General features: G+C 72.4%; 23 protein-coding genes. 10 read left to right on the top strand and 13 right to left on the bottom strand.

Going from position 1 to position 18083, the window contains the following annotated elements; translation table 11 throughout:
• Positions 1-139: 139 nt before the first annotated feature.
• Together AC0VYN_RS20305 and AC0VYN_RS20300 are read right to left on the bottom strand one after the other, a co-directional pair.
• On the bottom strand, positions 140-625 hold the full coding sequence (locus AC0VYN_RS20305) for a nucleoside deaminase (RefSeq protein WP_475532095.1): 486 nt from the start codon (positions 623-625) through the stop codon (positions 140-142).
• 175 nt (positions 626-800) lie between these two features.
• Positions 801-1241: an SPW repeat protein gene (locus AC0VYN_RS20300; protein ID WP_475532094.1), complete on the bottom strand. Its 441-nt coding sequence runs from the start codon at positions 1239-1241 to the stop codon at positions 801-803.
• A 192-nt stretch (positions 1242-1433) separates the two neighbouring features.
• Between AC0VYN_RS20300 and AC0VYN_RS20295 the strand changes: the two genes are divergently transcribed.
• The 3 genes from AC0VYN_RS20295 to AC0VYN_RS20285 all read left to right on the top strand — a co-directional run bounded on the left by AC0VYN_RS20295 (position 1434) and on the right by AC0VYN_RS20285 (position 4009).
• Positions 1434-1622: a hypothetical protein gene (locus tag AC0VYN_RS20295; protein ID WP_385470863.1), complete on the top strand. Its 189-nt coding sequence runs from the start codon at positions 1434-1436 to the stop codon at positions 1620-1622.
• A 566-nt stretch (positions 1623-2188) separates the two neighbouring features.
• A complete protein-coding gene (locus tag AC0VYN_RS20290) occupies positions 2189-3079 on the top strand; it encodes a glycoside hydrolase family 19 protein (RefSeq protein WP_385470855.1) in 891 nt (296 codons plus the stop codon).
• A gap of 30 nt (positions 3080-3109) precedes the next feature.
• A complete protein-coding gene (locus AC0VYN_RS20285; RefSeq protein WP_475532093.1) occupies positions 3110-4009 on the top strand; it encodes an oxidoreductase in 900 nt (299 codons plus the stop codon).
• Positions 4010-4015: 6 nt separating this feature from the next.
• Here AC0VYN_RS20285 and AC0VYN_RS20280 read toward each other — a convergent pair whose 3' ends face one another.
• Positions 4016-4471, bottom strand: coding sequence for a pyridoxamine 5'-phosphate oxidase family protein (locus AC0VYN_RS20280; protein ID WP_475532092.1), 456 nt, complete (start codon positions 4469-4471; stop codon positions 4016-4018).
• 147 nt (positions 4472-4618) lie between these two features.
• Here AC0VYN_RS20280 and AC0VYN_RS20275 point away from each other — a divergent pair, with 147 nt between their 5' ends.
• Both AC0VYN_RS20275 and AC0VYN_RS20270 read left to right on the top strand, forming a co-directional pair.
• Positions 4619-5011: a VOC family protein gene (locus AC0VYN_RS20275; RefSeq protein WP_475532091.1), complete on the top strand. Its 393-nt coding sequence runs from the start codon at positions 4619-4621 to the stop codon at positions 5009-5011.
• Between the two features lie 45 nt (positions 5012-5056).
• Positions 5057-6154 carry an adenosine deaminase gene (locus AC0VYN_RS20270; RefSeq protein ID WP_451689970.1) on the top strand — a complete coding sequence of 366 codons (1098 nt, stop codon included), beginning with the start codon at positions 5057-5059 and terminating at the stop codon, positions 6152-6154.
• On the opposite strand, the gene AC0VYN_RS20265 is transcribed toward AC0VYN_RS20270, so the two are convergent.
• Both AC0VYN_RS20265 and AC0VYN_RS20260 read right to left on the bottom strand, forming a co-directional pair.
• Entirely contained in the window at positions 6118-6633 is a 516-nt protein-coding gene (locus AC0VYN_RS20265; RefSeq protein ID WP_475532090.1) for a mycothiol transferase, read from the bottom strand. The genes AC0VYN_RS20270 and AC0VYN_RS20265 overlap by 37 nt on opposite strands.
• Positions 6634-6658: 25 nt before the next feature.
• Positions 6659-7543 carry a LysR substrate-binding domain-containing protein gene (locus tag AC0VYN_RS20260; RefSeq protein ID WP_475532089.1) on the bottom strand — a complete coding sequence of 295 codons (885 nt, stop codon included), beginning with the start codon at positions 7541-7543 and terminating at the stop codon, positions 6659-6661.
• Positions 7544-7671: 128 nt separating this feature from the next.
• On the opposite strand from AC0VYN_RS20260, the gene mgrA reads away from it, so the two are divergent.
• The gene (gene mgrA, locus AC0VYN_RS20255) at positions 7672-8664 is read left to right on the top strand and encodes an L-glyceraldehyde 3-phosphate reductase (protein ID WP_475532088.1); all 993 of its coding nucleotides are present in this window, start codon (positions 7672-7674) and stop codon (positions 8662-8664) included.
• Positions 8665-8751: 87 nt separating this feature from the next.
• Here the strand turns inward: mgrA and AC0VYN_RS20250 are convergent, their stop codons facing one another.
• Positions 8752-9132, bottom strand: a complete 381-nt coding sequence (locus AC0VYN_RS20250) for a nuclear transport factor 2 family protein (RefSeq protein ID WP_385470838.1) — start codon at positions 9130-9132, stop codon at positions 8752-8754.
• 333 nt (positions 9133-9465) lie between these two features.
• Between AC0VYN_RS20250 and AC0VYN_RS20245 the strand changes: the two genes are divergently transcribed.
• Positions 9466-9876, top strand: coding sequence for a hypothetical protein (locus tag AC0VYN_RS20245; protein WP_385470836.1), 411 nt, complete (start codon positions 9466-9468; stop codon positions 9874-9876).
• Positions 9877-9939: 63 nt separating this feature from the next.
• On the opposite strand, the gene AC0VYN_RS20240 is transcribed toward AC0VYN_RS20245, so the two are convergent.
• Entirely contained in the window at positions 9940-10581 is a 642-nt protein-coding gene (locus AC0VYN_RS20240) for a ScbR family autoregulator-binding transcription factor (RefSeq protein WP_475532087.1), read from the bottom strand.
• Positions 10582-11115: 534 nt separating this feature from the next.
• Between AC0VYN_RS20240 and AC0VYN_RS20235 the strand changes: the two genes are divergently transcribed.
• Positions 11116-11883 (top strand): HAD family hydrolase, encoded by a 768-nt coding sequence (locus AC0VYN_RS20235; RefSeq protein WP_475536937.1) that lies wholly within the window; start codon positions 11116-11118, stop codon positions 11881-11883.
• Here the strand turns inward: AC0VYN_RS20235 and AC0VYN_RS20230 are convergent.
• From AC0VYN_RS20230 to AC0VYN_RS20220, 3 genes are all read right to left on the bottom strand, one after another.
• Entirely contained in the window at positions 11880-13157 is a 1278-nt protein-coding gene (locus AC0VYN_RS20230; RefSeq protein ID WP_475532086.1) for a streptophobe family protein, read from the bottom strand. The genes AC0VYN_RS20235 and AC0VYN_RS20230 overlap by 4 nt on opposite strands.
• Positions 13158-13247: 90 nt before the next feature.
• Entirely contained in the window at positions 13248-13664 is a 417-nt protein-coding gene (locus tag AC0VYN_RS20225) for a PRC-barrel domain-containing protein (protein WP_475532085.1), read from the bottom strand.
• Positions 13661-14245, bottom strand: coding sequence for a PRC-barrel domain-containing protein (locus tag AC0VYN_RS20220; protein WP_475532084.1), 585 nt, complete (start codon positions 14243-14245; stop codon positions 13661-13663). Before AC0VYN_RS20220 ends, AC0VYN_RS20225 begins: the two co-directional genes overlap by 4 nt.
• A 146-nt stretch (positions 14246-14391) precedes the next feature.
• Here AC0VYN_RS20220 and AC0VYN_RS20215 point away from each other — a divergent pair, with 146 nt between their 5' ends.
• Entirely contained in the window at positions 14392-14847 is a 456-nt protein-coding gene (locus tag AC0VYN_RS20215; protein WP_475532083.1) for an ATP-binding protein, read from the top strand.
• A gap of 90 nt (positions 14848-14937) precedes the next feature.
• Here the strand turns inward: AC0VYN_RS20215 and AC0VYN_RS20210 are convergent, their stop codons facing one another.
• A complete protein-coding gene (locus tag AC0VYN_RS20210) occupies positions 14938-15825 on the bottom strand; it encodes an RNA polymerase sigma factor SigF (RefSeq protein WP_451690029.1) in 888 nt (295 codons plus the stop codon).
• A gap of 277 nt (positions 15826-16102) precedes the next feature.
• Between AC0VYN_RS20210 and AC0VYN_RS20205 the strand changes: the two genes are divergently transcribed.
• On the top strand, positions 16103-16495 hold the full coding sequence (locus AC0VYN_RS20205; RefSeq protein WP_475532082.1) for a helix-turn-helix domain-containing protein: 393 nt from the start codon (positions 16103-16105) through the stop codon (positions 16493-16495).
• Between the two features lie 88 nt (positions 16496-16583).
• Here the strand turns inward: AC0VYN_RS20205 and AC0VYN_RS20200 are convergent, their stop codons facing one another.
• Positions 16584-17186: a ClpP family protease gene (locus tag AC0VYN_RS20200; RefSeq protein WP_475532081.1), complete on the bottom strand. Its 603-nt coding sequence runs from the start codon at positions 17184-17186 to the stop codon at positions 16584-16586.
• Complete coding sequence (locus AC0VYN_RS20195) at positions 17186-17839, bottom strand: ATP-dependent Clp protease proteolytic subunit (protein ID WP_475532080.1); 654 nt, start codon at positions 17837-17839, stop codon at positions 17186-17188. Before AC0VYN_RS20195 ends, AC0VYN_RS20200 begins: the two co-directional genes overlap by 1 nt.
• Positions 17840-18083: the final 244 nt, after the last annotated feature.

Here is an 18083-nt window from a genome sequence, read left to right as displayed (position 1 = left end):
CGGTCACGCGCCGGCGGGGTGCGCCTCGGTGCCCGCCCCGCCGGGGTGACAGGAGGGACGGGCCCTCGGGCACTGCCCACCCGTCCTCCCCGCCCGTGACACCCCCGGCGCCCGGTCGCGCCGGGGGTTTCGTGCGACGTCAGGACCGTCCCCCGTGGAACCGGCGGTGCAGCGCCCGCACCTCCTCCGCCAGTCCGGGCACCGGCCCCTCGACCGGCACGCCGGGTGCGATGTCGCCGATCGGCAGCGGCCGGACCGGCGGGGCGGGCACACCCAACTCGTCGAGCCAGGCGCCGAGCTGCTCCGACGAGGCGACGTACACGATGCGCCCGAGGCCCACCCAGGCATGCGCGGCGGCACACATCGGGCAGTGCTCGCCGGACGTGTACACCGTCGCCGCGGCCCGCTCCCCGGGAGTGAGGTGGGCGGCCGACCAGCGTGCCAGCTCGAACTCGGGGTGCCGGGTGCGGTCGCCGGACGCCACCCGGTTGTGGTCCTCGGCCAGCACCGTTCCGTCCGCGCCCACCAGAACCGATCCGAACGGCTCGTCCCCGGCCTCCAGGGCCTCGGCGGCCAGTTGCACGCAGCGGCGCAGGTGTCGCAGTTCGACGTCGTTCACGACCATGGCCCACGGCCCTCCTCGAGATGTGATCACCGAGGGGCACCCTACGTCCCGGGCGACGGCCGGCCCGGCACGGCGGGTGGCTCGCGAACCGGTGCGGACGGACGAGAGCGGCGCGCCGTGTCCGGCGCACCGCTCGGGACCGTGCGGCCCTCCTTCCGTGTCGGGCCTCGCGGAGCTACCGCTTGTGGGCACTCCTGGCCGCGGTAGCGAGGCAGACCGTGCCCAGGGCCAGCGTCAGAGCCCCGATGACGACGTTGTTCCAGATGACGCCGGCGTCCGGATTCGTGCCGACGATCCATGGGGAGATGATCATCCACACGCCCATGGCGCACATGGCCCCGCTGAGGCCGTACATGCGCTCGGGGGCCCGGGTGAACCCGAGGGCGAGCAGGCCGATCGCGACTCCGATGATCAGATTGTGGGCGACGAGCGCGGGCTGGCTGGTGGTGAAGTGGACTATCCACGGGGACACGGCACAGTACAGACCGAGCAGGAACACCGGTCCGTCCACGAGTGCCACGTCGCGACCGCCCAGCATGCGGTCGTAGCGCGCCTGCATCTCCGGTGCGTCGGGGTGGCTGCTGATGTCACTTCTATGGTGCGAGACGTGGGCCATGAGTCGTCTCCTTCGACTTGCCGGGCCGACCGCGTCGGACGCGGTGCGTCAGCTCCGTACATGCCCCATTCTGCTCTTATTTCTCCCTTATGTGTAGAGATAGGTGCCCGGTACATGTCTCCCCGGATCCGGGGCATCCGCAGGGATACGCAAGTGATCGACCGATCCGGGACGCTGGAGGTGGCGGCGGTTATGGACGCGAAGGTGTTGGAGCGGTTCCCGGCGGGGTCTCCGCGCGGGTCGTGGCCGGCGGAGGAGTACGCGGCGCGACGCCGCGCCGAGGGTGAGCCCGCCACCGTGGTGATGGACCTGGAGACGGACGCCTTCCTGGTGGTGGTCCCGGCCCGCGACGAGGACAGGGTGCCGGCCGGCGCCCGATGACCGAGCCGGTGGCACCACCTGTAACCGGGGCCCCGCGCTGGCCCCACGCCCAGCCGTAGGATCCCGAGCCGGAGTTCGGCGAGGACGCTCACTGGTGCAACGCCGGCGCCGGTTCCTTCACCGTCTCGCGCATCGCTTTCGGACCGTACGGCTGTGTACGCGAGATCGGCGCCACCTTCGAGCAGTACCGCAACGGCGTCACCGTGCCCGCACGCGGTGGACTCCACGCCCGATGCCCGAGCCGCCCGCCGAACTCACCGCGACCACCCGGCGAGCGTGAACACCGGGCAGCAGACCGCCGAGGTCACCCTCGACAAGGCGTGACCTCCGCATGACGCCGGCGCGACTCCGCCGCCGGCGTCCCACTCAACCCGGCCGGAACTCGGCCGGGTTGAACTGGTCTACACCCTTGACTGGTACAGACCAAAGCGGTTGAGTATGCCTCCACACCCCCCACCACGGCCGCCCCCACGCCCGGCCGGTCCCACCGGCACGCGCGGACAGGGACCGGCTCCCCCCTGCCCTTGTCGCGGGGAGCGGCCGTGCTCCGCAAAGGAGGCAGACCCGTGCCGAGACGCCGTATCTCCGCCCTCGTGACCGCACTCGCCCTCGCGGGTGCCGTGCCCGCCTTCCTGCCGGCCACCGAGGCGTCCGCCGCCGCGTGTTCGAGCTACCCGAACTGGACGGCGGGCAAGTCCTACAACGCCGGCGACATCGTCCGCTACACCGACGGCAAGGCCTACATCGCCGAGCACGCCAACCCGGGCTACGACCCGGTCATCAGCACCTGGTACTGGGAGCCGTACGGCTGCGACGGCGGCTCGCAGACGCCGGTCGGCAACTTCGTGGTCAGCGAGGCCCAGTTCAACCAGATGTTCCCGGGGCGGAGTTCCTTCTACACCTACAGCGGCCTCACCGCCGCGCTCGCCGCCTACCCGGGCTTCGCCAACACCGGAAGTGACACGACGAAGAAGCAGGAGGCCGCCGCCTTCCTCGCCAACGTCAGCCACGAGACCGGCGGCCTGGTGCACGTCGTCGAGCAGAACACCGCCAACTACCCCCACTACTGCGACTGGAACCAGCCCTACGGCTGCCCGGCCGGCCAGGCCGCCTACTACGGGCGCGGACCGATCCAGCTCAGCTGGAACTTCAACTACAAGGCCGCGGGCGACGCGCTCGGCATCGACCTGCTGGGCAACCCCTGGCTGGTGCAGAACGACGCGGCCGTCGCCTGGAAGACCGGCCTGTGGTACTGGAACACCCAGTCCGGACCGGGCACCATGACCCCGCACAACGCCATGGTCAACGGGGCCGGATTCGGCCAGACCATCCGCTCCATCAACGGCTCCCTGGAGTGCGACGGGAAGAACCCCGCGCAGGTCCAGAGCCGGGTCTCCACCTACCAGCGGTTCAGCCAGATACTCGGTGTCTCCCCGGGCGGCAACCTGTACTGCTGAGCCCCGCCGGGCGTGTGCGAGACTCCGCCGATGACCTCGGAAACGATCACCGCGGAGACCGCGGGCACCTGGCACCTCGGCGACCTGCCCGTCAACCGCGTCGGCTTCGGCGCGATGCGGCTGACGGGCAGCGCCGCCTTCCACCTCGGCACGCCGAGCGACCGCGCGCGGTCCCTCGCCGTCCTGCGCCGGGCGGTCGAACTCGGCGTCAACCACATCGACACCGCCGCCTTCTACTTCTCGTCCCTGCGCTCCGCCAACGAACTGATCAACAGCGCGCTGGCGCCGTACCCCGACGACCTCGTGATCGTCACCAAGGTCGGCCCGTACCGCGACTGGTCGGGGGAGTGGGGCACCTCCGCCCGCCCCGAGGACCTGCGCGCCCACGTCGAGGAGAACCTGCGCCAGCTCGGCCGCGACCACCTCGACGTCGTCAACCTGCGCCGCATGCGGCAGGACTCGATCGCCGAACACTTCGGCGCCCTCGCCGAGCTGCGTGAGGCCGGCCTGATCCGCCACCTCGGCCTCTCCGACGTCGAGCCCCGCCACCTCGCCGAGGCCCAGGCCATCGCGCCCGTGGTCTGCGTCCAGAACCGCTACGGCCTCGGCTTCCACGTCCCCGCCACCGACGAACTCCTCACCCTGTGCCGGCACCAGGGCATCGCCTTCGTGCCGTTCTACGCCATCGCCGGCGAGGCGGGCCCCAGGGGCGCCGGCACCGCCCACGAGGACGAGGTCCGCGCCGTCGCCCGGGCCCACGGGGCGAGCCCCGCTCAGGTCAGGATCGCCTGGACCCTGCACCAGGGGCCGAACGTGCTCGCCATCCCCGGCACCGGCGACCCCGGCCACCTCGCCGAGAACGTGGCGGCGGGCGCCCTGCGGCTCGACGACGACGAACTCGCGCGGCTCGACGGCGCACGGACGGGCTGACGCGCCCTACACGGTCCAGACACCGTCCCGCATGAGGTGCCGTCCCCTCAGCTCGCGCGTCCCGTGCCACGCCTGCACCACGAGCGGACGCACCCGGAACCATGCGTACGGCGCACCGTCCCCGCGCGGGTCCCAGCCGGTCTTCGCGGTGAACGCCTCGGCCGCCGAAGGTGCCTCCGGCAGAGCGAAGGTCTCCACCTCGCCGTCGATCAGCACGACGTCCCGGGTGTCCCCGAACGCCAGTCGGGCCCGGCCGCCGTCCCGCAGGTTGCGGCCGGTCGGGTTGGTGAGCCGGGTGCACAGCCAGACCGACTCCCGGTGCCACACGAACCACAACGGGACCGCGCACGGCAGACCCCCGGCGTCCGCCGTGGCGACCCAGATGTCCGACTCCCGCTCCAGGCGGTCGAGTACGTCGTGCCTTCGGCGGCCGGGTTCACGCGGCGGTGCGGTGCTCCTCATGGTCACGACCGTAGGGTGCGGGCCGGGCCCGCACCTCGGGCCCGGGACGGTGCTCGGCCTCGGGCCCGAGACGTAGGACCGGAGACTGGCGCCCGGTGAGTTTTACGTATAACCTCTCCCGTCAATCGCCTGTCCCGGAAGGTCCCGATGTCGCGTATCGCCCTGGTCACCCTCGTCGTCGACGACTACGACGAGGCGATCCGCTTCTACACCGGGGCCCTCGGGTTCCGCCTCGCCGAGGACACCCCCCGGCCCGACGGCTCCCGCTGGGTGGTCGTCGAACCCGGCGCCCCCGCGCAGGGCACCGCTCTGCTGCTGGCCCGCGCCAAGGGCGAGGTCCAGCGCGCCCGGATCGGCGACCAGACGGGCGGGCGCGTCGGCTTCTTCCTGTACACCGACGACTTCGCCCGCGACCACGCCCGGATGGCCGCCGCCGGCGTGACCTTCCTGGAGGATCCCCGGCACGAGCCCTACGGCTCGGTCGCCGTCTTCCAGGACCTGTACGGCAACCGCTGGGACCTGCTCCAGCCCGCCGTCTGACCCGACCCGCACTCCCCGCACCGACCCGCCGAGGAATCGCCGCACATGTCATCTACGCGCATAGACAACGACACCGTCCGCCGCCTGCCGAAGGCGGTGCTGCACGACCACCTCGACGGCGGCCTGCGCCCGGCGACCGTGGTGGAACTGGCCGCCACCGTCGGCCACACCCTGCCCACCACCGACCCCGACGAGCTGGCCGCCTGGTACTACGAGGCCGCCAACTCCGGTGACCTGGTGCGCTACATCGCCACCTTCGAGCACACCCTCGCCGTGATGCAGAACCGCGAGGGCCTGCTGCGCACCGCCGAGGAGTACGTCCTCGACCTCGCCGCCGACGGCGTCGTCTACGGCGAGGTCCGCTACGCCCCCGAGCTCATGACGAACGGCGGCCTGAGCCTCGCCGAGGTCGTGGAGACCGTCCAGGAGGGCCTGGCCGCCGGCATGGCGAAGGCCGCGGCGGCGGGCACGCCGGTCCGTGTCGGGACCCTGCTGTGCGGCATGCGGATGTTCGACCGCACCCGGGCGACCGCCGACCTCGCGGTCGCGTTCCGGGACGCGGGCGTCGTCGGCTTCGACATCGCCGGCGCCGAGGACGGCTTCCCGCCCGCCGACCACCTCGACGCCTTCGAGCACCTGCGCCGCGAGAACGTGCCGTTCACCATCCACGCCGGTGAGGCCCACGGGCTGCCCAGCATCCACCAGGCCCTCCAGGTGTGCGGCGCCCAGCGCATCGGTCACGGCGTCCGCATCACCGACGACATCCCCGACCTCGCGGCCGGCAAGCTCGGGCGCCTCGCCGCCTGGGTCCGCGACCGCCGCGTCGCGCTGGAGATGTGCCCGACCTCCAACCTCCAGACCGGCGCCGCCACCTCCATCGCCGAGCACCCGATCACGGCGCTCAAGGACCTCGGCTTCCGCGTCACCCTCAACACCGACAACCGCCTGGTCTCGGGCACGACGATGACCCGCGAGATGTCCCTCCTCGTCGAGCACGCGGGCTGGACGGCCGAGGACCTGCGTACGGTCACCGTGAACGCCCTCAAGAGCGCCTTCATCCCCTTCGACGAGCGCAGGGCCCTGATCGAGGACGTCGTCCTGCCGGGTTACGAGGCCGTGCTCCGGACGAGCCCGCGCGCGTAGGCGGCCTGTCCGGCGTGCTGGAGGTCGTCGGACAGGACGCTGACCAGCCGCACGCCCAGCGTGACCGGCGGATCCCAGTTGTCGTCCACGACCCGCTCCAGGTCCTTGGCGGACAGGGAACGCAGGGCGCCGAGCGTCTGTTCGTGCACGGCGTCGTGGTAGCCGGTCAGCAGGCTCGCCGAGTCGACCCGCACCTCGGCGACCTGCGCGGAGCTGTGTCCGTACCCGGTGTCGTGGCGGGGCAGATTCAGCCCGAAGCGCTTCTCCCAGTCCTGGGTCAGCCACACCTGGTCGAGCCCGAAGGCGTCCGCGATGTGGTCGTCCTGCACCCGGGTGAGGTGCCAGACCAGCCAGGCGACGGAGTTTGCGTCGGGGGCGGGACGGGCGTTCAGGCCGTCGGGGTCCAGGCCCTCGACGGCGGCGTGGACTTCTTCCTGGATGCGGCCGTAGCCCTCGATGAGGATGTCCTTCGCAAGCATGGGTCCACCATCGCTCAGTCCGCCCTCACGCGCTCCCCGTTTCCAGCAGCCCCATCAGTGCCCGGGCCGCGGGACTGGTGGCCTGCGCGGGCGGCAGCAGGGCGATCGTCTCGTATGCCGTGTCGTCGGAGTCCGCGAACGGCAGCGAGGTGAGGGAGGCCCGCTTGTGCCGGAAGTGGCGCGGCACCACCGCGATGCCGAGGTTCTCGTCGAGCAGGTCGAGCAGCCCGTGCACGTCGTTCACCTCCAGCGCGACGGTCCGCCGTACGCCCGCCGCGGCGAAGGCCGTGTCGGTGACGCGGCGCGGGCCCCAGTCCGGGTGGAAGTCGACGAAGACCTCGTCGGCGAGATCGCGCGGGGCCAGCGCCGCACCGTTCCCCGCGAGGCGGTGGCCGGGATGGCACAGGACGGTCATCGGCTCGCCGGCCAGCGAGACGGACCGCAGCTGTTCCGTGTCCGCCTGCGTGCGGTAGGCGAAGGCCAGGTCGAGCCGCCCGGCCGCGACCTCCTCCGCCAGCTCGCCCGAGCCCGCCTGCCGCAGCCGGATCTCCACGTCCGGATGCCGGCGCCGGAACGCGGCCAGCAGCCCCGCCACCGGCACCCCGGCGATGCACTGCTCGGTGCCCAGCGACAGCGTGCCGCGCAGCACGCCCTGCACCGCGGCGACCGCCTCGTGGGCCGACCGCACCTGTGCCAGGATGCGCTGTGCCTCGTCCAGCAGCGCCCGCCCCGCCTCCGTCAGCGTCACCCTGCGGGTCGTGCGCACGAACAGCGGTGCCCGCAGCTCCCGCTCCAGCGCCCGGATCGACGCCGACAGGCCGGACTGGGACACCAGCAGCCGTTCGGCCGCGCGGGTGAAGTGCTGGTCCTCGGCGACCGCCACGAAGTGCTGGAGATGGCGCAGTTCCATGATTGAGAAGCCTAGCCGCTGAATACCATCGGATTCTTCTGTTGGACCACTGCCCGCAGGTCACGGAAGAGTGGGGCGCGGTTCCGCCCAAGCCCCGTACCTCGGGGGCCAACCCCTATGGAGTCGCGTTGTACACCGCACACCCCGACCGCTACGCGGAGATGCCCTACCGGCGCACCGGACGCAGCGGCCTGAAGCTCCCCGCGCTCTCGCTCGGCCTGTGGCACAACTTCGGCCCCGACCGCCCCGTCGAGACCCAGCGCGCCATCCTGCGCCGCGCCTTCGACCTCGGTGTCACCCACTTCGACCTCGCCAACAACTACGGCCCGCCGCCCGGCTCCGCCGAGTCCGCGCTCGGCGAGGCCCTGAAGGCCGACTTCGCGCCGTACCGCGACGAGCTGGTCATCTCCACCAAGGCCGGCTATCTGATGTGGCCCGGCCCGTACGGCGAGTGGGGCTCGCGCAAGTACCTGCTGTCCTCCCTCGACCAGAGCCTGACCCGCATGGGCCTGGACCACGTCGACATCTTCTACTCGCACCGCCCCGACCCGGAGACTCCCCTGGAGGAGACGATGGGCGCGCTGCACACGGCGGTCCAGCAGGGCAAGGCGCTCTACGTCGGCGTCTCCAACTACTCGCCGGAGCAGACCCGCGAGGCCGCCCGCATCCTCGCCGACCTGGGCACCCCGCTGCTGATCCACCAGCCGCGCTACTCGATGCTCGACCGGCGCCCGGAGAGCAGCGGTCTGCTGGACACCCTGGACGAGCTGAAGGTCGGCTCCATCGCGTACTCCCCGCTGGAGCAGGGCCTGCTCACCGGCCGCTACCTCGACGGCATCCCCGAGGACTCGCGCGCCGCGAGCGACAGCCCGTTCCTGAACTCCGACGCGGTCACCGGGGAACTGGTCGCCAAGCTGCGGGCCCTGGACGAGATCGCCAAGTCCCGCGGCCAGTCCCTGGCCCAGATGGCCCTGGCCTGGGTCCTGCGCGAGGGGCGGGTGACCTCGGCCCTCGTCGGCGCGAGCAGCCCGCGGCAGCTCGAGGACAGCGTCTCGGCCATCGGCAACCTCGGCTTCGACGCCGGTGAGCTGTCCCGGATCGACGCCGTCGTCACCCGCTAGGGCGGCCCTGCGCCACGGTCACGTTCCGGGCCGTTCCGCCGGCCGGACCGTGACCGTGGCGCGTTCCTCCCCGCCGGCGGTCCGGCGTCACGCCCCCGCGGGCACCCGGTCCAGGAAGCCGTACACGGCCCGGATCCTGCCCTCCTCGTCCAGGGTGATCACGTCGGACCCGGCCACGGGCGCCGAGCCGTCGGCCTCGTTCACCAGCTCCCAGGAGAAGCGGGCCGTGTCGTGGTGCCCGTCGACGGCACCGGACAGCCGGAAGACGAACCCCGGGAACTGCTCGTGCGCCGCCGTGATCACCGCGGCGATCTGCTCGTGGCCGCGGACGTCGGCGAGCGGGTCGGTGTAGCCGCCGTCCGCGGTCCAGGCCGCGGCGACCGCCTTGTCCCGCGCCTCCGCCCCGGCGTTCCAGGCCTCGAAGTAGCGGGCGACGGCATCCTCGTGACGGTGGGTGGGTGCGGACATGTCGATCAGCCTCCATCGAGGTGGTACGTACTGGTCAGGGACCGGGTCCGGTCTCGGCGACCCGGTAGCGCAACCTTGCCCGCACCCGGCAGGAGCCGTCGATTACCTCGGGGGTCATGACGGTGGCTCCGCCCGGTGTCACGTTTCGGCCAGCCAGTGCCGTGAATATGCCAGGAGACTGGCCGGAAATTCATGGTGACAGTGGTTCAGCAGTGAACATACTCACCCTTAGGGCGACTCACACCACGCGACAGTGCCCTCACGCACCGCACACGAGCCGCCCGGACGTCATGCCCGACCGGCAGGCGAGCCGGGCGACGGGGGAGGGGAGCAGTGCACGACGAGTTCCTGTGCCATGTCACCGCCTACGGGGTCTGCGACGGCCGGCGTGTCGGCGTCCCTCTGGGGACCTATCGGGCTCCCACCCTCGCCCTCGCCCTGTGGTGGCTGCGCGACCGCGCGTCCTGGATGGCCGAGCGCCTCGATCCGCAGCCCGACTCCCCTCACTTACCCCGCGGCGCCCTGACCCCGGTCGCCGACGACGCTCCCGACGTGCCGCGCGTCCTGCGCCACTGGTGCGCGGACGTCGTCCAGCAGGAACTGGTCGCCGACGAGCTGGCCGCGGGGCGCCTGGTGCGCATCGCCACCAGCGACGACACCACCGAGTACGAGCTGCTGGCCGAGTCCGTCGACGCGCTGCGCATGCAGCGGGCCGCCCCGCCGCTGGTCGTCCCCGTCGCCTGAGTCCGTGCGGCCGCCGCTGTCGGCCCGGACGTGGTGCGGACGGCTGGATCCGAGCGGCGTCGCTCACGTACCGCTCGCCCGGAGGCCGGCCCGCCCGGGGCCGTCGTGCTCGGGGGCCGGTTGGAGCGACGGCAGGGTCACGTGCCACCAGTCGCAGAGGCGGCCGGTGAGGGCGCCCGGTCCCTCCAGTGCCTCGGTGAGGGCGCAGAAGCCGAAGAAGGCGCGGACCAGGGTGCGGGCGGTGGGGGCCGGGCGGATGTGCGCGGCGAGCTGACCACTGTTCCGGGCCTGGCAGAGCAGACGTGTGGCGGCGGTCGTCCAGAGGGCGAAGGGGTCGGGCAGGCGCACGTTGATGGTGTCGCGCTCCGCCCACAGCCGGGCACCCGCGCGGGTCAGGGGGTCCTCGGAGAGGGCCCGGGCGATCTCGTAGCTCAGGGCGACGAGGCGTTCGAGCGGTGGCACGGACAGGTCGCCGTACCGCGCGGCGAGGCCGGGCCAGGTGGCGAAGCCGTCCCGGACGACGGCGAGGGCGATGCCCTCCTTGCTGGCGTAGTGGAAGTACACGGAGCCGCTGGTCCGCCCGGACCGGGCGCTTATGTCGTTGACGCTGGTGCCCGCGTATCCCTGCTGGGCGAAGAGGCAGGCGGCCGCCTCCAGGAGCGATCTGCGGGTTGCTCTGGCCCGTTCTTGCAAGATCTCGCGCACCTCGGCTCGTCGTTGATGAACGACGGAAAATGTAGTGCGCCCGCGTACGCCTGGAGCAATCGGGCGTCAACTGCGCGCGGTTATTGCATTTTTCTTTCGAAGATGAACGCGCGCGAGTGGCGACTGGCCTTTTGGGTGCTGCTCGCGCGCTCCACCGATCAAGGCAGTCGCGGCCCGTCGACGGGCGGTTGCCTCCCTGCGGCCGGTCTCAACTCCGCTGCGCTGAGGCGGCAATGATGGTTCGTCAGCAATGGCTGGGCGCGTATCGCGCCCGATGCCCGTATACACCCCGGACGCCCTGGGGTCGAGCACTCGAAGTAGTGATTGCGCTGCCTTTCCGGGCCGAAATAACGTAGCCGTCGTAATGTTTTCCTTTTGCGGCTGATGTCCCGAAATGCTGATCGTTCCCTCGTCGGTGGAACCGACGAGGGAACGCTAGACGGTCCCGGTGGCCCGTCGCGGGAGGCCGCAACCACTCACCCGGCGGCCCGTGACGCGCGTGGCCGCCCACCCCAGGAGGTCGCCGTGACCGGGATGTCGCGTTTTCCGTCCAACTGGTCGCCCGAAGCCGTCGTCTTCGACTGCGACGGAACCCTGATGGACACCGAATGCCACTGGCAGGACGCCCGCATCCGGACCTTCCGCGAGTTCGGTCTGCTGCCTCCCCCCGGCTTCGCCGAGCGGGCGAAGGGCGTGCACTACGCCGACTGCGGACGGCTCATGGCCCAGGAGACGAACAAGCCGGACCTGGCCGAGGAGTTCGCGGACGCGCTGCTCGAACACTTCATGTTCCTCGTCGCGCAGGACCCGCTGACGATGCCCGGCGCCCCCGAGTTCGTGCGGCTGTGCTCGCGGCGCCTCCCGCTGGCGGTGGCCAGCAACTGCCCGCTGGTGGCCGTGGAGGAGAGCCTCTCCCGGGCCGGACTGCGCACGTACTTCCGGCACGTCGTCGTCCCCACGGTGACGCCGGGAACGTCCGGCGCGGCGGGGCCGGCGGACGGCCTCGGGCAGGAGCACGTGGTGCGGCCCAAGCCCTGGCCCGACGTCTACGCCACGGCCGCCCGCCTGTGCGGAGTCCCCCCGCAGGCGGCTCTCGCCGTCGAGGACTCCCTCACGGGCGTCGAGTCCGCACGACGCGCGGGGCTGCGGGTCCTCGGCGTGGGACCGCGGCCGCCCGGCGAGGGGAGCCGGCAGGCCGACGCCTGGGTCACGGGGCTGGACTCGGAAGAGGTGCTCGGCTGGGCGCGCACACGGATGGCCGGCCCCGGAGACGATCCGGCCGGGCGGGAGCCCGGGCACTAGGCGGACGGCCGCCCGTCCGCGACGCCCCCGGTACGCACCCCGCGCACGATCAGCGCGCCGAGGAACCCCGCGACCAGACCCCACAGCAGGGCGAGGCCGACCGCGCCCCACGGCCGCGGGCGCAGGAACAACCGCCCGGACAGTCCTCCGCCCAGGTCACCGATGCCGAGCACGGACAGGCCGTAGTACGCGGAGACCCGGCCCACCGCGCAGATCATGAGCACCGTGAGCGCCAGCGCCACCGCCATGTGCACGGCGAGCCGCCACGCCGGCACACCGGCCGGGGACCGGGCCGCCGCCAGACACCCGGCCGCCAGGACCAGCACCACGGCCGCCACGAGGAGCCACCACATCCGTCCGTCCCGCTCGGTGAGCGTGCCCAGATTCACCGTGGAGACGTCCGGCGTGCGCAGCACCTCGTCGAGCACGTGCGGCATCGGCAGCCCGAACGGCCCCTCCACCCGGCCGTTCCAGGTGGCGCCGAGACCGATGGTGAGCGCCGGCCACGCCAGGTTCGGCAGACCGAGCAGCAGCACGGCGAAGGTGTCCGCCGGATGCCCCCGCGTCCCGGCGACGACCAGACCGACGACGGCACCGACCGCGACGTACGCCAGCAGCAGCGCCACCATCGCGTACGCCACCGGCCGCACCGACGCCCGGAAACGCAGCAGCCGTCCCGGCAGCGGCGCCCCGCGCGCCACCAGCAGGGCGAGCACCAGCACACCCGCCAGCCACAGCAGGCCGAACAGCGCGGTCAGCGGCACGTCCGTGGTGAAGCCGATCCGCGGGGTGATGCCGAACAGGTCCCCGAGGTCGTCGAGCACCCCTTCCCCGAGCGGCACCTCGAAGGTCTGCCGCGAGGCGAAGGCCAGTCCGACGAGGGCGAGTAGCCACAGGAGGGCGATGCGGCCGGCCCAGCCGGCCAGTTCCCCGGCGCCGGCGACCGCACGGTGACGCAGCGGCCGCAGGAATCCCGCCGCGATCACCAGCGCCCCGGCCAGCGTGACGGACAGCGGCATCACCGTCAGTCCCGCGTCGGTGCCGGCGAGGCCCCCGGCGTCCCCGGACAGCTCCACCGAACCGCCCACGGCGGCGACGACGGTCGCCGTGACGACCCGGGGGAAGGCGTTGTCGGGCAGGTCCGTGGCACCGGCCGCCCACAGCCCGAACGCGGCCACGGCTCCCATGGCGAGCAGCCCGGCCAGTACCGTGGCGAAGGCCTGCGCCCAGCCGTGACGGGCCACTGCCGGACCGGAGAGGGTTCGCGCGCTCACGCAGCCACGCTAAGCAGGCCCCGCCCGCCGCGCCCTCCCGGCGGGGCCGTCCGCGTCGGGGCGTGCCCCGGTCGCACCGTCCGCCCGGGCTCAGTCCTCCCGGACGACGAGCGCGTGGTCGCCCAGGCCCATCATGCGGCCGGGCGACACCTCGCCCCGCGTCGTGAACAGCGCGAGGACGCGGCCGGTCCGCGGATCGAACGCCACGTCCAGCACCGTGCCCCGCTCGACCCCCGCCTCGGTCAGGACCCGGTGGCCCAGCAGATCGTGACCGGGCGGCGCCGCGTCCGGCTCGGTCGCCGGACCGACCCGCAGGGCCCCGGGGCCGAGGGACCGCACCGCCTCCCAGGCCAGCACGGACTCCCCGCGCAGACGGCCGGCCCGGAACCGTACGTGGCTGACCACGCCGGCGGCGGCGTCGACCGTCAGGGACGTCACGGCCCCCAGTCTCCCCTCCCCGTCCCCGGTGAGCACGGGCAGCCCCCGCACCTCCGTGAACAGCATCACGACGGAGAGCCCCTCCGGCTGCCGGGCACGCCGTCGACCAGGGCCGAGAAGCCCGACAGGTCGTCGGCCACGTGCCGTACGGCGTCCACGGGAAGGACGAGCGACCGGCCGGCGACCGTCAGCGTCCCGCCCCGTGCCACGTACACCCTGCGCCGGTGACGGGTCGGGCCCGGCGCGAACCGCCTGCTCGCCGCCAGCCGGAACCCGGCGACCCGCCCCCCGGTGCCGCCCTCCACCACGACGTCGAGGACGGTACCGATCTCGGAGCCGGCGTCGGTCAGCACGCTCGCACCGAGCAGCCGTGCCCGCAGCGTCTCCTGGTGCAACGTCAGCAGCGCGGTGCTCACCAGCCCCCGCCGGTCGCGGACCATCACCGCGTCGTGGCCGAGCGAGTGCACCGCCGACCACGGAAGTCCCTCCTTCATCGGGCCGGACCACAGGTCCCGGCCGCTCAGCGTGAAACCGGTGATCCGCCCGGCGCCGGCGTCGAAGACGGTGTCCTTGACGTGGGCGATCACGTCCCCGCCCAGGATGACCACCGGCCGGGTGGTGAGACTGCGCGCGCCCATCAATTCGTTCATCGCACACCTTTCCCGTACCCTCCGGGTTCCCCGGCCGGCTGTGACGATTCCCGCACTGCGGGAAGAGGTGGACTGCAATGCCGGAGCGGGGGTACGAGGACTCGTGCAGCAGCGTCCGGCCAGTCCGGCTTCCGAGAGAGAAACGCATGACCGAATACCTGGACGGGGCAGTGATACCGACCGGCTTCGACGTTCCCGTGGAGCCACTGAGGCTGGCGGCCCACTATTCCGGCGAGCCCGGATGCATCGCGCAGGCGCGGCACCTGGCCTCGCTCTTCCTCGACCAGCTCAGGACCGAGTGGTGCGCCACGATCGGGCGGCGCGCCGACGGCGCGGTCCTCCTGGTGGTGAGCGAGCTGGTCACCAACGCCGACCGGCACAGCCAGGGGCCGTACATCCTGGAGCTGGAGGGCACGGACGCCGCCGTGACGGTGACCGTCTACGACAGCAGCGGGGCCGTGCCCCGGCGCTTCCCCCGCGACCCGGAGCGGGTCGGCCGGCACGGACTCGAGATCGTCCACGCCCTCGCCGAGACGGTCGTCGTCGAGCGGGTGCCGGTCGGCAAGCGGGTGAGCGCGGTGCTGCGCGTCACCGACGAGTGACCGGTCCGCTCTCTCGCCGCCACGTGGAAAACCGCACAAAGAAGCACCCCGGGGCCGTGACGCACCCCGGGGTCCTGTTCGTCGTCCGTGTCAGGCGCAGCCCAGCTCGCCCAGCATGCCCTCGCGCAGGCGGGTGATGATCCGCTTGATCAGCCGGGAGACGTGCATCTGGGAGCAGCCGAGCTGTTCGCCGATCTCCGCCTGGGTGGCCTCCTCCACGAACCGCATGTGGATGATCTGCCGGTCGCGCTCACTGAGCTCGGCCATCAGCGGGGCGAGCGAGTGGAAGTCCTCGACGAGCCGCAGCCCGTCCTCCTCCACACCGATGAAGTCGGCCAGCACCGACTCGCCGCCCTCGGGGCCGTCCCCGGTCAGCGCGGCGTCCAGCGAGGAGGAGTTGTAGCCGTTGGACGCGATCTGCCCCTCGACCACCTCGCGCTCGCTGATGTTCATCAGCGTGGCGAGCTCGGCGACGGTGGGCTCGCGGTCCAGCCGGCTGGACAGCTCCTCGCGCGCCTTGGCGAGCTCCACGCGCAGCTCCTGGAGCCGCCGCGGCACGTGCACCGCCCAGGTGGTGTCGCGGAAGAAGCGCTTGATCTCGCCGACGATGTACGGCAGCGCGAACGAGGTGAACTCGACCTCGCGCGACAGCTCGAACCGGTCGATGGCCTTGATCAGGCCGATCATGCCGGTCTGGACGATGTCCTCCATGTCGTCGCCACGGCCGCGGAAGCGGCCGGCGGCGAACCGCACGAGCGACATGTTCATCTCGATGAGCGTGTTGCGCGCGTACTGGTACTCGTGCGTGCCCTCTTCGAGCTCCGTCAGGCGCTGGAAGAACTGACGTGACAGCTGTCGGGCGTCACGCGGCGCCACGGTGCGCGGGTCCACGACGCCCGGCAGCGCCCCGTAGTCCGTCCCGCTCTCGGTTGTCCTCCCGACGACCTGCGCTTCCGGCCGGATCACGGCGGTCTCCATTACCTCTCCCACGAAAGTCACGGTTGGGCGTCTCCCCAGGTCCTTGCCGTTGGCGGGTACCCGGGTCGCGCGCGTCCATGCCACCCGGTTTCGCGGGTGGCGTGAATGCGGTGACCGCGGCGTCGTCGCGGGGCGGTGCAGGTCCCTCCAGGCTATGCCGGTGAGCCGCGGGCGGCACCATGACGCGGTGTCACGCGGCGGTTCGCCCTCGGCCGATTCCCCTGTCGGCGGAATGCCGCCCCCTTCCCCCCGGCCGCCGGACTCCTAGGCTGTACACGTGACCAGCCACTCGCCGGACGAAGCCCGCGTCATTCCCCTCCGTCCTCCCGCCGCGCGCCCGGAGGACCGTCCCGCCGTCAGAGAGCCCCTGTGGCGCGATCTGGTCGGCGACGTCCTGCGGCGCGAACGCCTGGCGCAGGAACGCACGCTGAAGGACGTCGCGGAGACCGCGCGTATCTCGATGCCGTACCTGTCGGAGGTGGAGCGCGGCCGCAAGGAGGCGTCGTCGGAGGTCCTCGCCGCCGCCGCGGGCGCCCTGGGCCTGGGCCTGGGAGACCTGCTGGCGCGCGCCCAGGGCGAGCTGGTCCGCGTCACCGCCCGGCACACCGGCGGCGGCCGCGGCCGCGGCGCCTCCGCCGCCCGCCACGACGGCATGTGCCTGGCCGCCTGACGGGCGTTCCCGCTGTCCGGCCCGGTGTCCCGCGGTGGCCGTCACGGTCGCCGCGGGACACCGGGCCGGAGTCTCACACCCGCACCGCTCACCCCCTCACGAGGCGCCGGCCGAGCACCTCGTCGGCCAGCCCGTAGGCCACGGCCTCCTCGGCGGTGAACACCTTGTCGCGGTCCATGTCCGCGCGCAGCGTCGCCGGGTCGTGCCCCGTGTGCCGGGCCAGCACCTCCTCGACCTGGGAGCGGATCCGCACCATCTCCTTGGCCTGCAGCGCCAGATCGGAGACCGTGCCCTGCCGTCCGCCGCTGGCCGGCTGCCCGAGCAGCACCCGCGCGTGCTCCAGCACGAACCGGCGCCCCGGGTCCCCGCCGGCCAGCAGCACGGCCGCGGTGGAGGCCGCCTGCCCCACGCAGAACGTCGAGATCGGCGCCTGGACGAAGGTCATCGTGTCGTAGATCGCCATCAGCGACGTGAACGAGCCGCCGGGGGAGTTGATGTAGACGGCGATCTCGCTCTCCGGGGCCGACGACTCCAGATGCAGGAGCTGCGCGATGACGACGTTGGCCACGCCGTCGTCGATCTCGGTGCCCAGGAAGATGATCCGCTCCGACAGCAGCCGGCTGAACACGTCGTAGGACCGCTCGCCCTGCGGGGTGCGCTCGACGACGCTCGGAATCGTGTAGCTCCCCATCACTGCAACCCCACCCTGCGCCGCGAGGCGGACGGCCGGACGTCCGCGAGGGACTCCACGACCCGGTCGACCATGCCGTACTCCCTGGCCTCCTCCGCCGTGAACCAGCGGTCGCGGTCTCCGTCCCGGGAGATCGTCTCCGGGCTCTGGCCGGTGTGCTCGGCGGTGATCCGCTCGATGGTCCGCTTGGTGAACTCCAGGTTGTCCGCCTGGATCTCGACGTCGGCGGTCGTGCCGCCGATGCCCGCCGACGGCTGGTGCATCATGACCCGCGCGTTCGGCAGGGCGTAGCGCTTGCCCGCCGCGCCGACGCTGAGCAGGAACTGCCCCATGCTGGCGGCGAAGCCCATGGCGAGCGTCGAGACGTCGTTCGGGATCAGCCGCATCGTGTCGTAGATGGCGAGCCCCGCGTGCACGGAGCCGCCGGGGCTGTTGATGTACAGGCTGATGTCGGTGCGAGGGTCCTCCGCCGAGAGGATCAGCAACTGGGCGCAGACCCGGTTGGCGGAGACCTCGTCGACCTGCGTGCCCAGCAGCACGATGCGCTGCCCGAGCAATTGCGCGGCCAGATGGTCGTCGAAGCGGGTGGGAGGGGTGTCGCCCTCCTCGGCCCGGGGAAGCCCGGCCGCCGGGCCGGTGGTGAGCAAGGACATCGGCGCTCCTCGTCGAGTCGTCGGGGGAGTCGTCCGCGGCCGGTACGCCGCGGTCCCCCCACTCTCGGGCCGCGTCCCGCCCAGGCGGGCACTTCTCTGCCCGCGGCAGATTCGCCGCCGGCAGAGCGCCCGGCCGCCCGGTCCCCGACCATGGAAAAGATCCGGAACATCCGGAACGTCCGCCGCCGCGACCGATGAGTTCCGTTGTCCGCACCGGTCGACAGTGGTGACCGCGTTCCACGTC

The organism is Streptomyces sp. 63XJN7_1_ISO-PGPR-S23-121, from assembly GCF_056173025.1.
Note: the sequence above shows the minus strand (reverse complement) of the source record. Positions and strands in the feature narration are given on the sequence as shown.

Coding starts and splice junctions, on each gene's coding strand:
- AC0VYN_RS20260 (WP_475532089.1), bottom strand. CDS start 7,543: ATGGAACTGCGCCATCTCCAGCACTTCGTGGCGGTCGCCGAGGACCAG.
- AC0VYN_RS20295 (WP_385470863.1), top strand. CDS start 1,434: ATGGACGCGAAGGTGTTGGAGCGGTTCCCGGCGGGGTCTCCGCGCGGG.
- AC0VYN_RS20275 (WP_475532091.1), top strand. CDS start 4,619: ATGTCGCGTATCGCCCTGGTCACCCTCGTCGTCGACGACTACGACGAG.
- AC0VYN_RS20195 (WP_475532080.1), bottom strand. CDS start 17,839: ATGTCCTTGCTCACCACCGGCCCGGCGGCCGGGCTTCCCCGGGCCGAG.
- AC0VYN_RS20200 (WP_475532081.1), bottom strand. CDS start 17,186: ATGGGGAGCTACACGATTCCGAGCGTCGTCGAGCGCACCCCGCAGGGC.
- AC0VYN_RS20280 (WP_475532092.1), bottom strand. CDS start 4,471: ATGAGGAGCACCGCACCGCCGCGTGAACCCGGCCGCCGAAGGCACGAC.
- AC0VYN_RS20215 (WP_475532083.1), top strand. CDS start 14,392: ATGACCGAATACCTGGACGGGGCAGTGATACCGACCGGCTTCGACGTT.
- AC0VYN_RS20285 (WP_475532093.1), top strand. CDS start 3,110: ATGACCTCGGAAACGATCACCGCGGAGACCGCGGGCACCTGGCACCTC.
- AC0VYN_RS20210 (WP_451690029.1), bottom strand. CDS start 15,825: ATGGAGACCGCCGTGATCCGGCCGGAAGCGCAGGTCGTCGGGAGGACA.
- AC0VYN_RS20235 (WP_475536937.1), top strand. CDS start 11,116: ATGTCGCGTTTTCCGTCCAACTGGTCGCCCGAAGCCGTCGTCTTCGAC.
- AC0VYN_RS20270 (WP_451689970.1), top strand. CDS start 5,057: ATGTCATCTACGCGCATAGACAACGACACCGTCCGCCGCCTGCCGAAG.
- AC0VYN_RS20305 (WP_475532095.1), bottom strand. CDS start 625: ATGGTCGTGAACGACGTCGAACTGCGACACCTGCGCCGCTGCGTGCAA.
- AC0VYN_RS20220 (WP_475532084.1), bottom strand. CDS start 14,245: ATGAACGAATTGATGGGCGCGCGCAGTCTCACCACCCGGCCGGTGGTC.
- AC0VYN_RS20300 (WP_475532094.1), bottom strand. CDS start 1,241: ATGGCCCACGTCTCGCACCATAGAAGTGACATCAGCAGCCACCCCGAC.
- AC0VYN_RS20250 (WP_385470838.1), bottom strand. CDS start 9,132: ATGTCCGCACCCACCCACCGTCACGAGGATGCCGTCGCCCGCTACTTC.
- AC0VYN_RS20265 (WP_475532090.1), bottom strand. CDS start 6,633: ATGCTTGCGAAGGACATCCTCATCGAGGGCTACGGCCGCATCCAGGAA.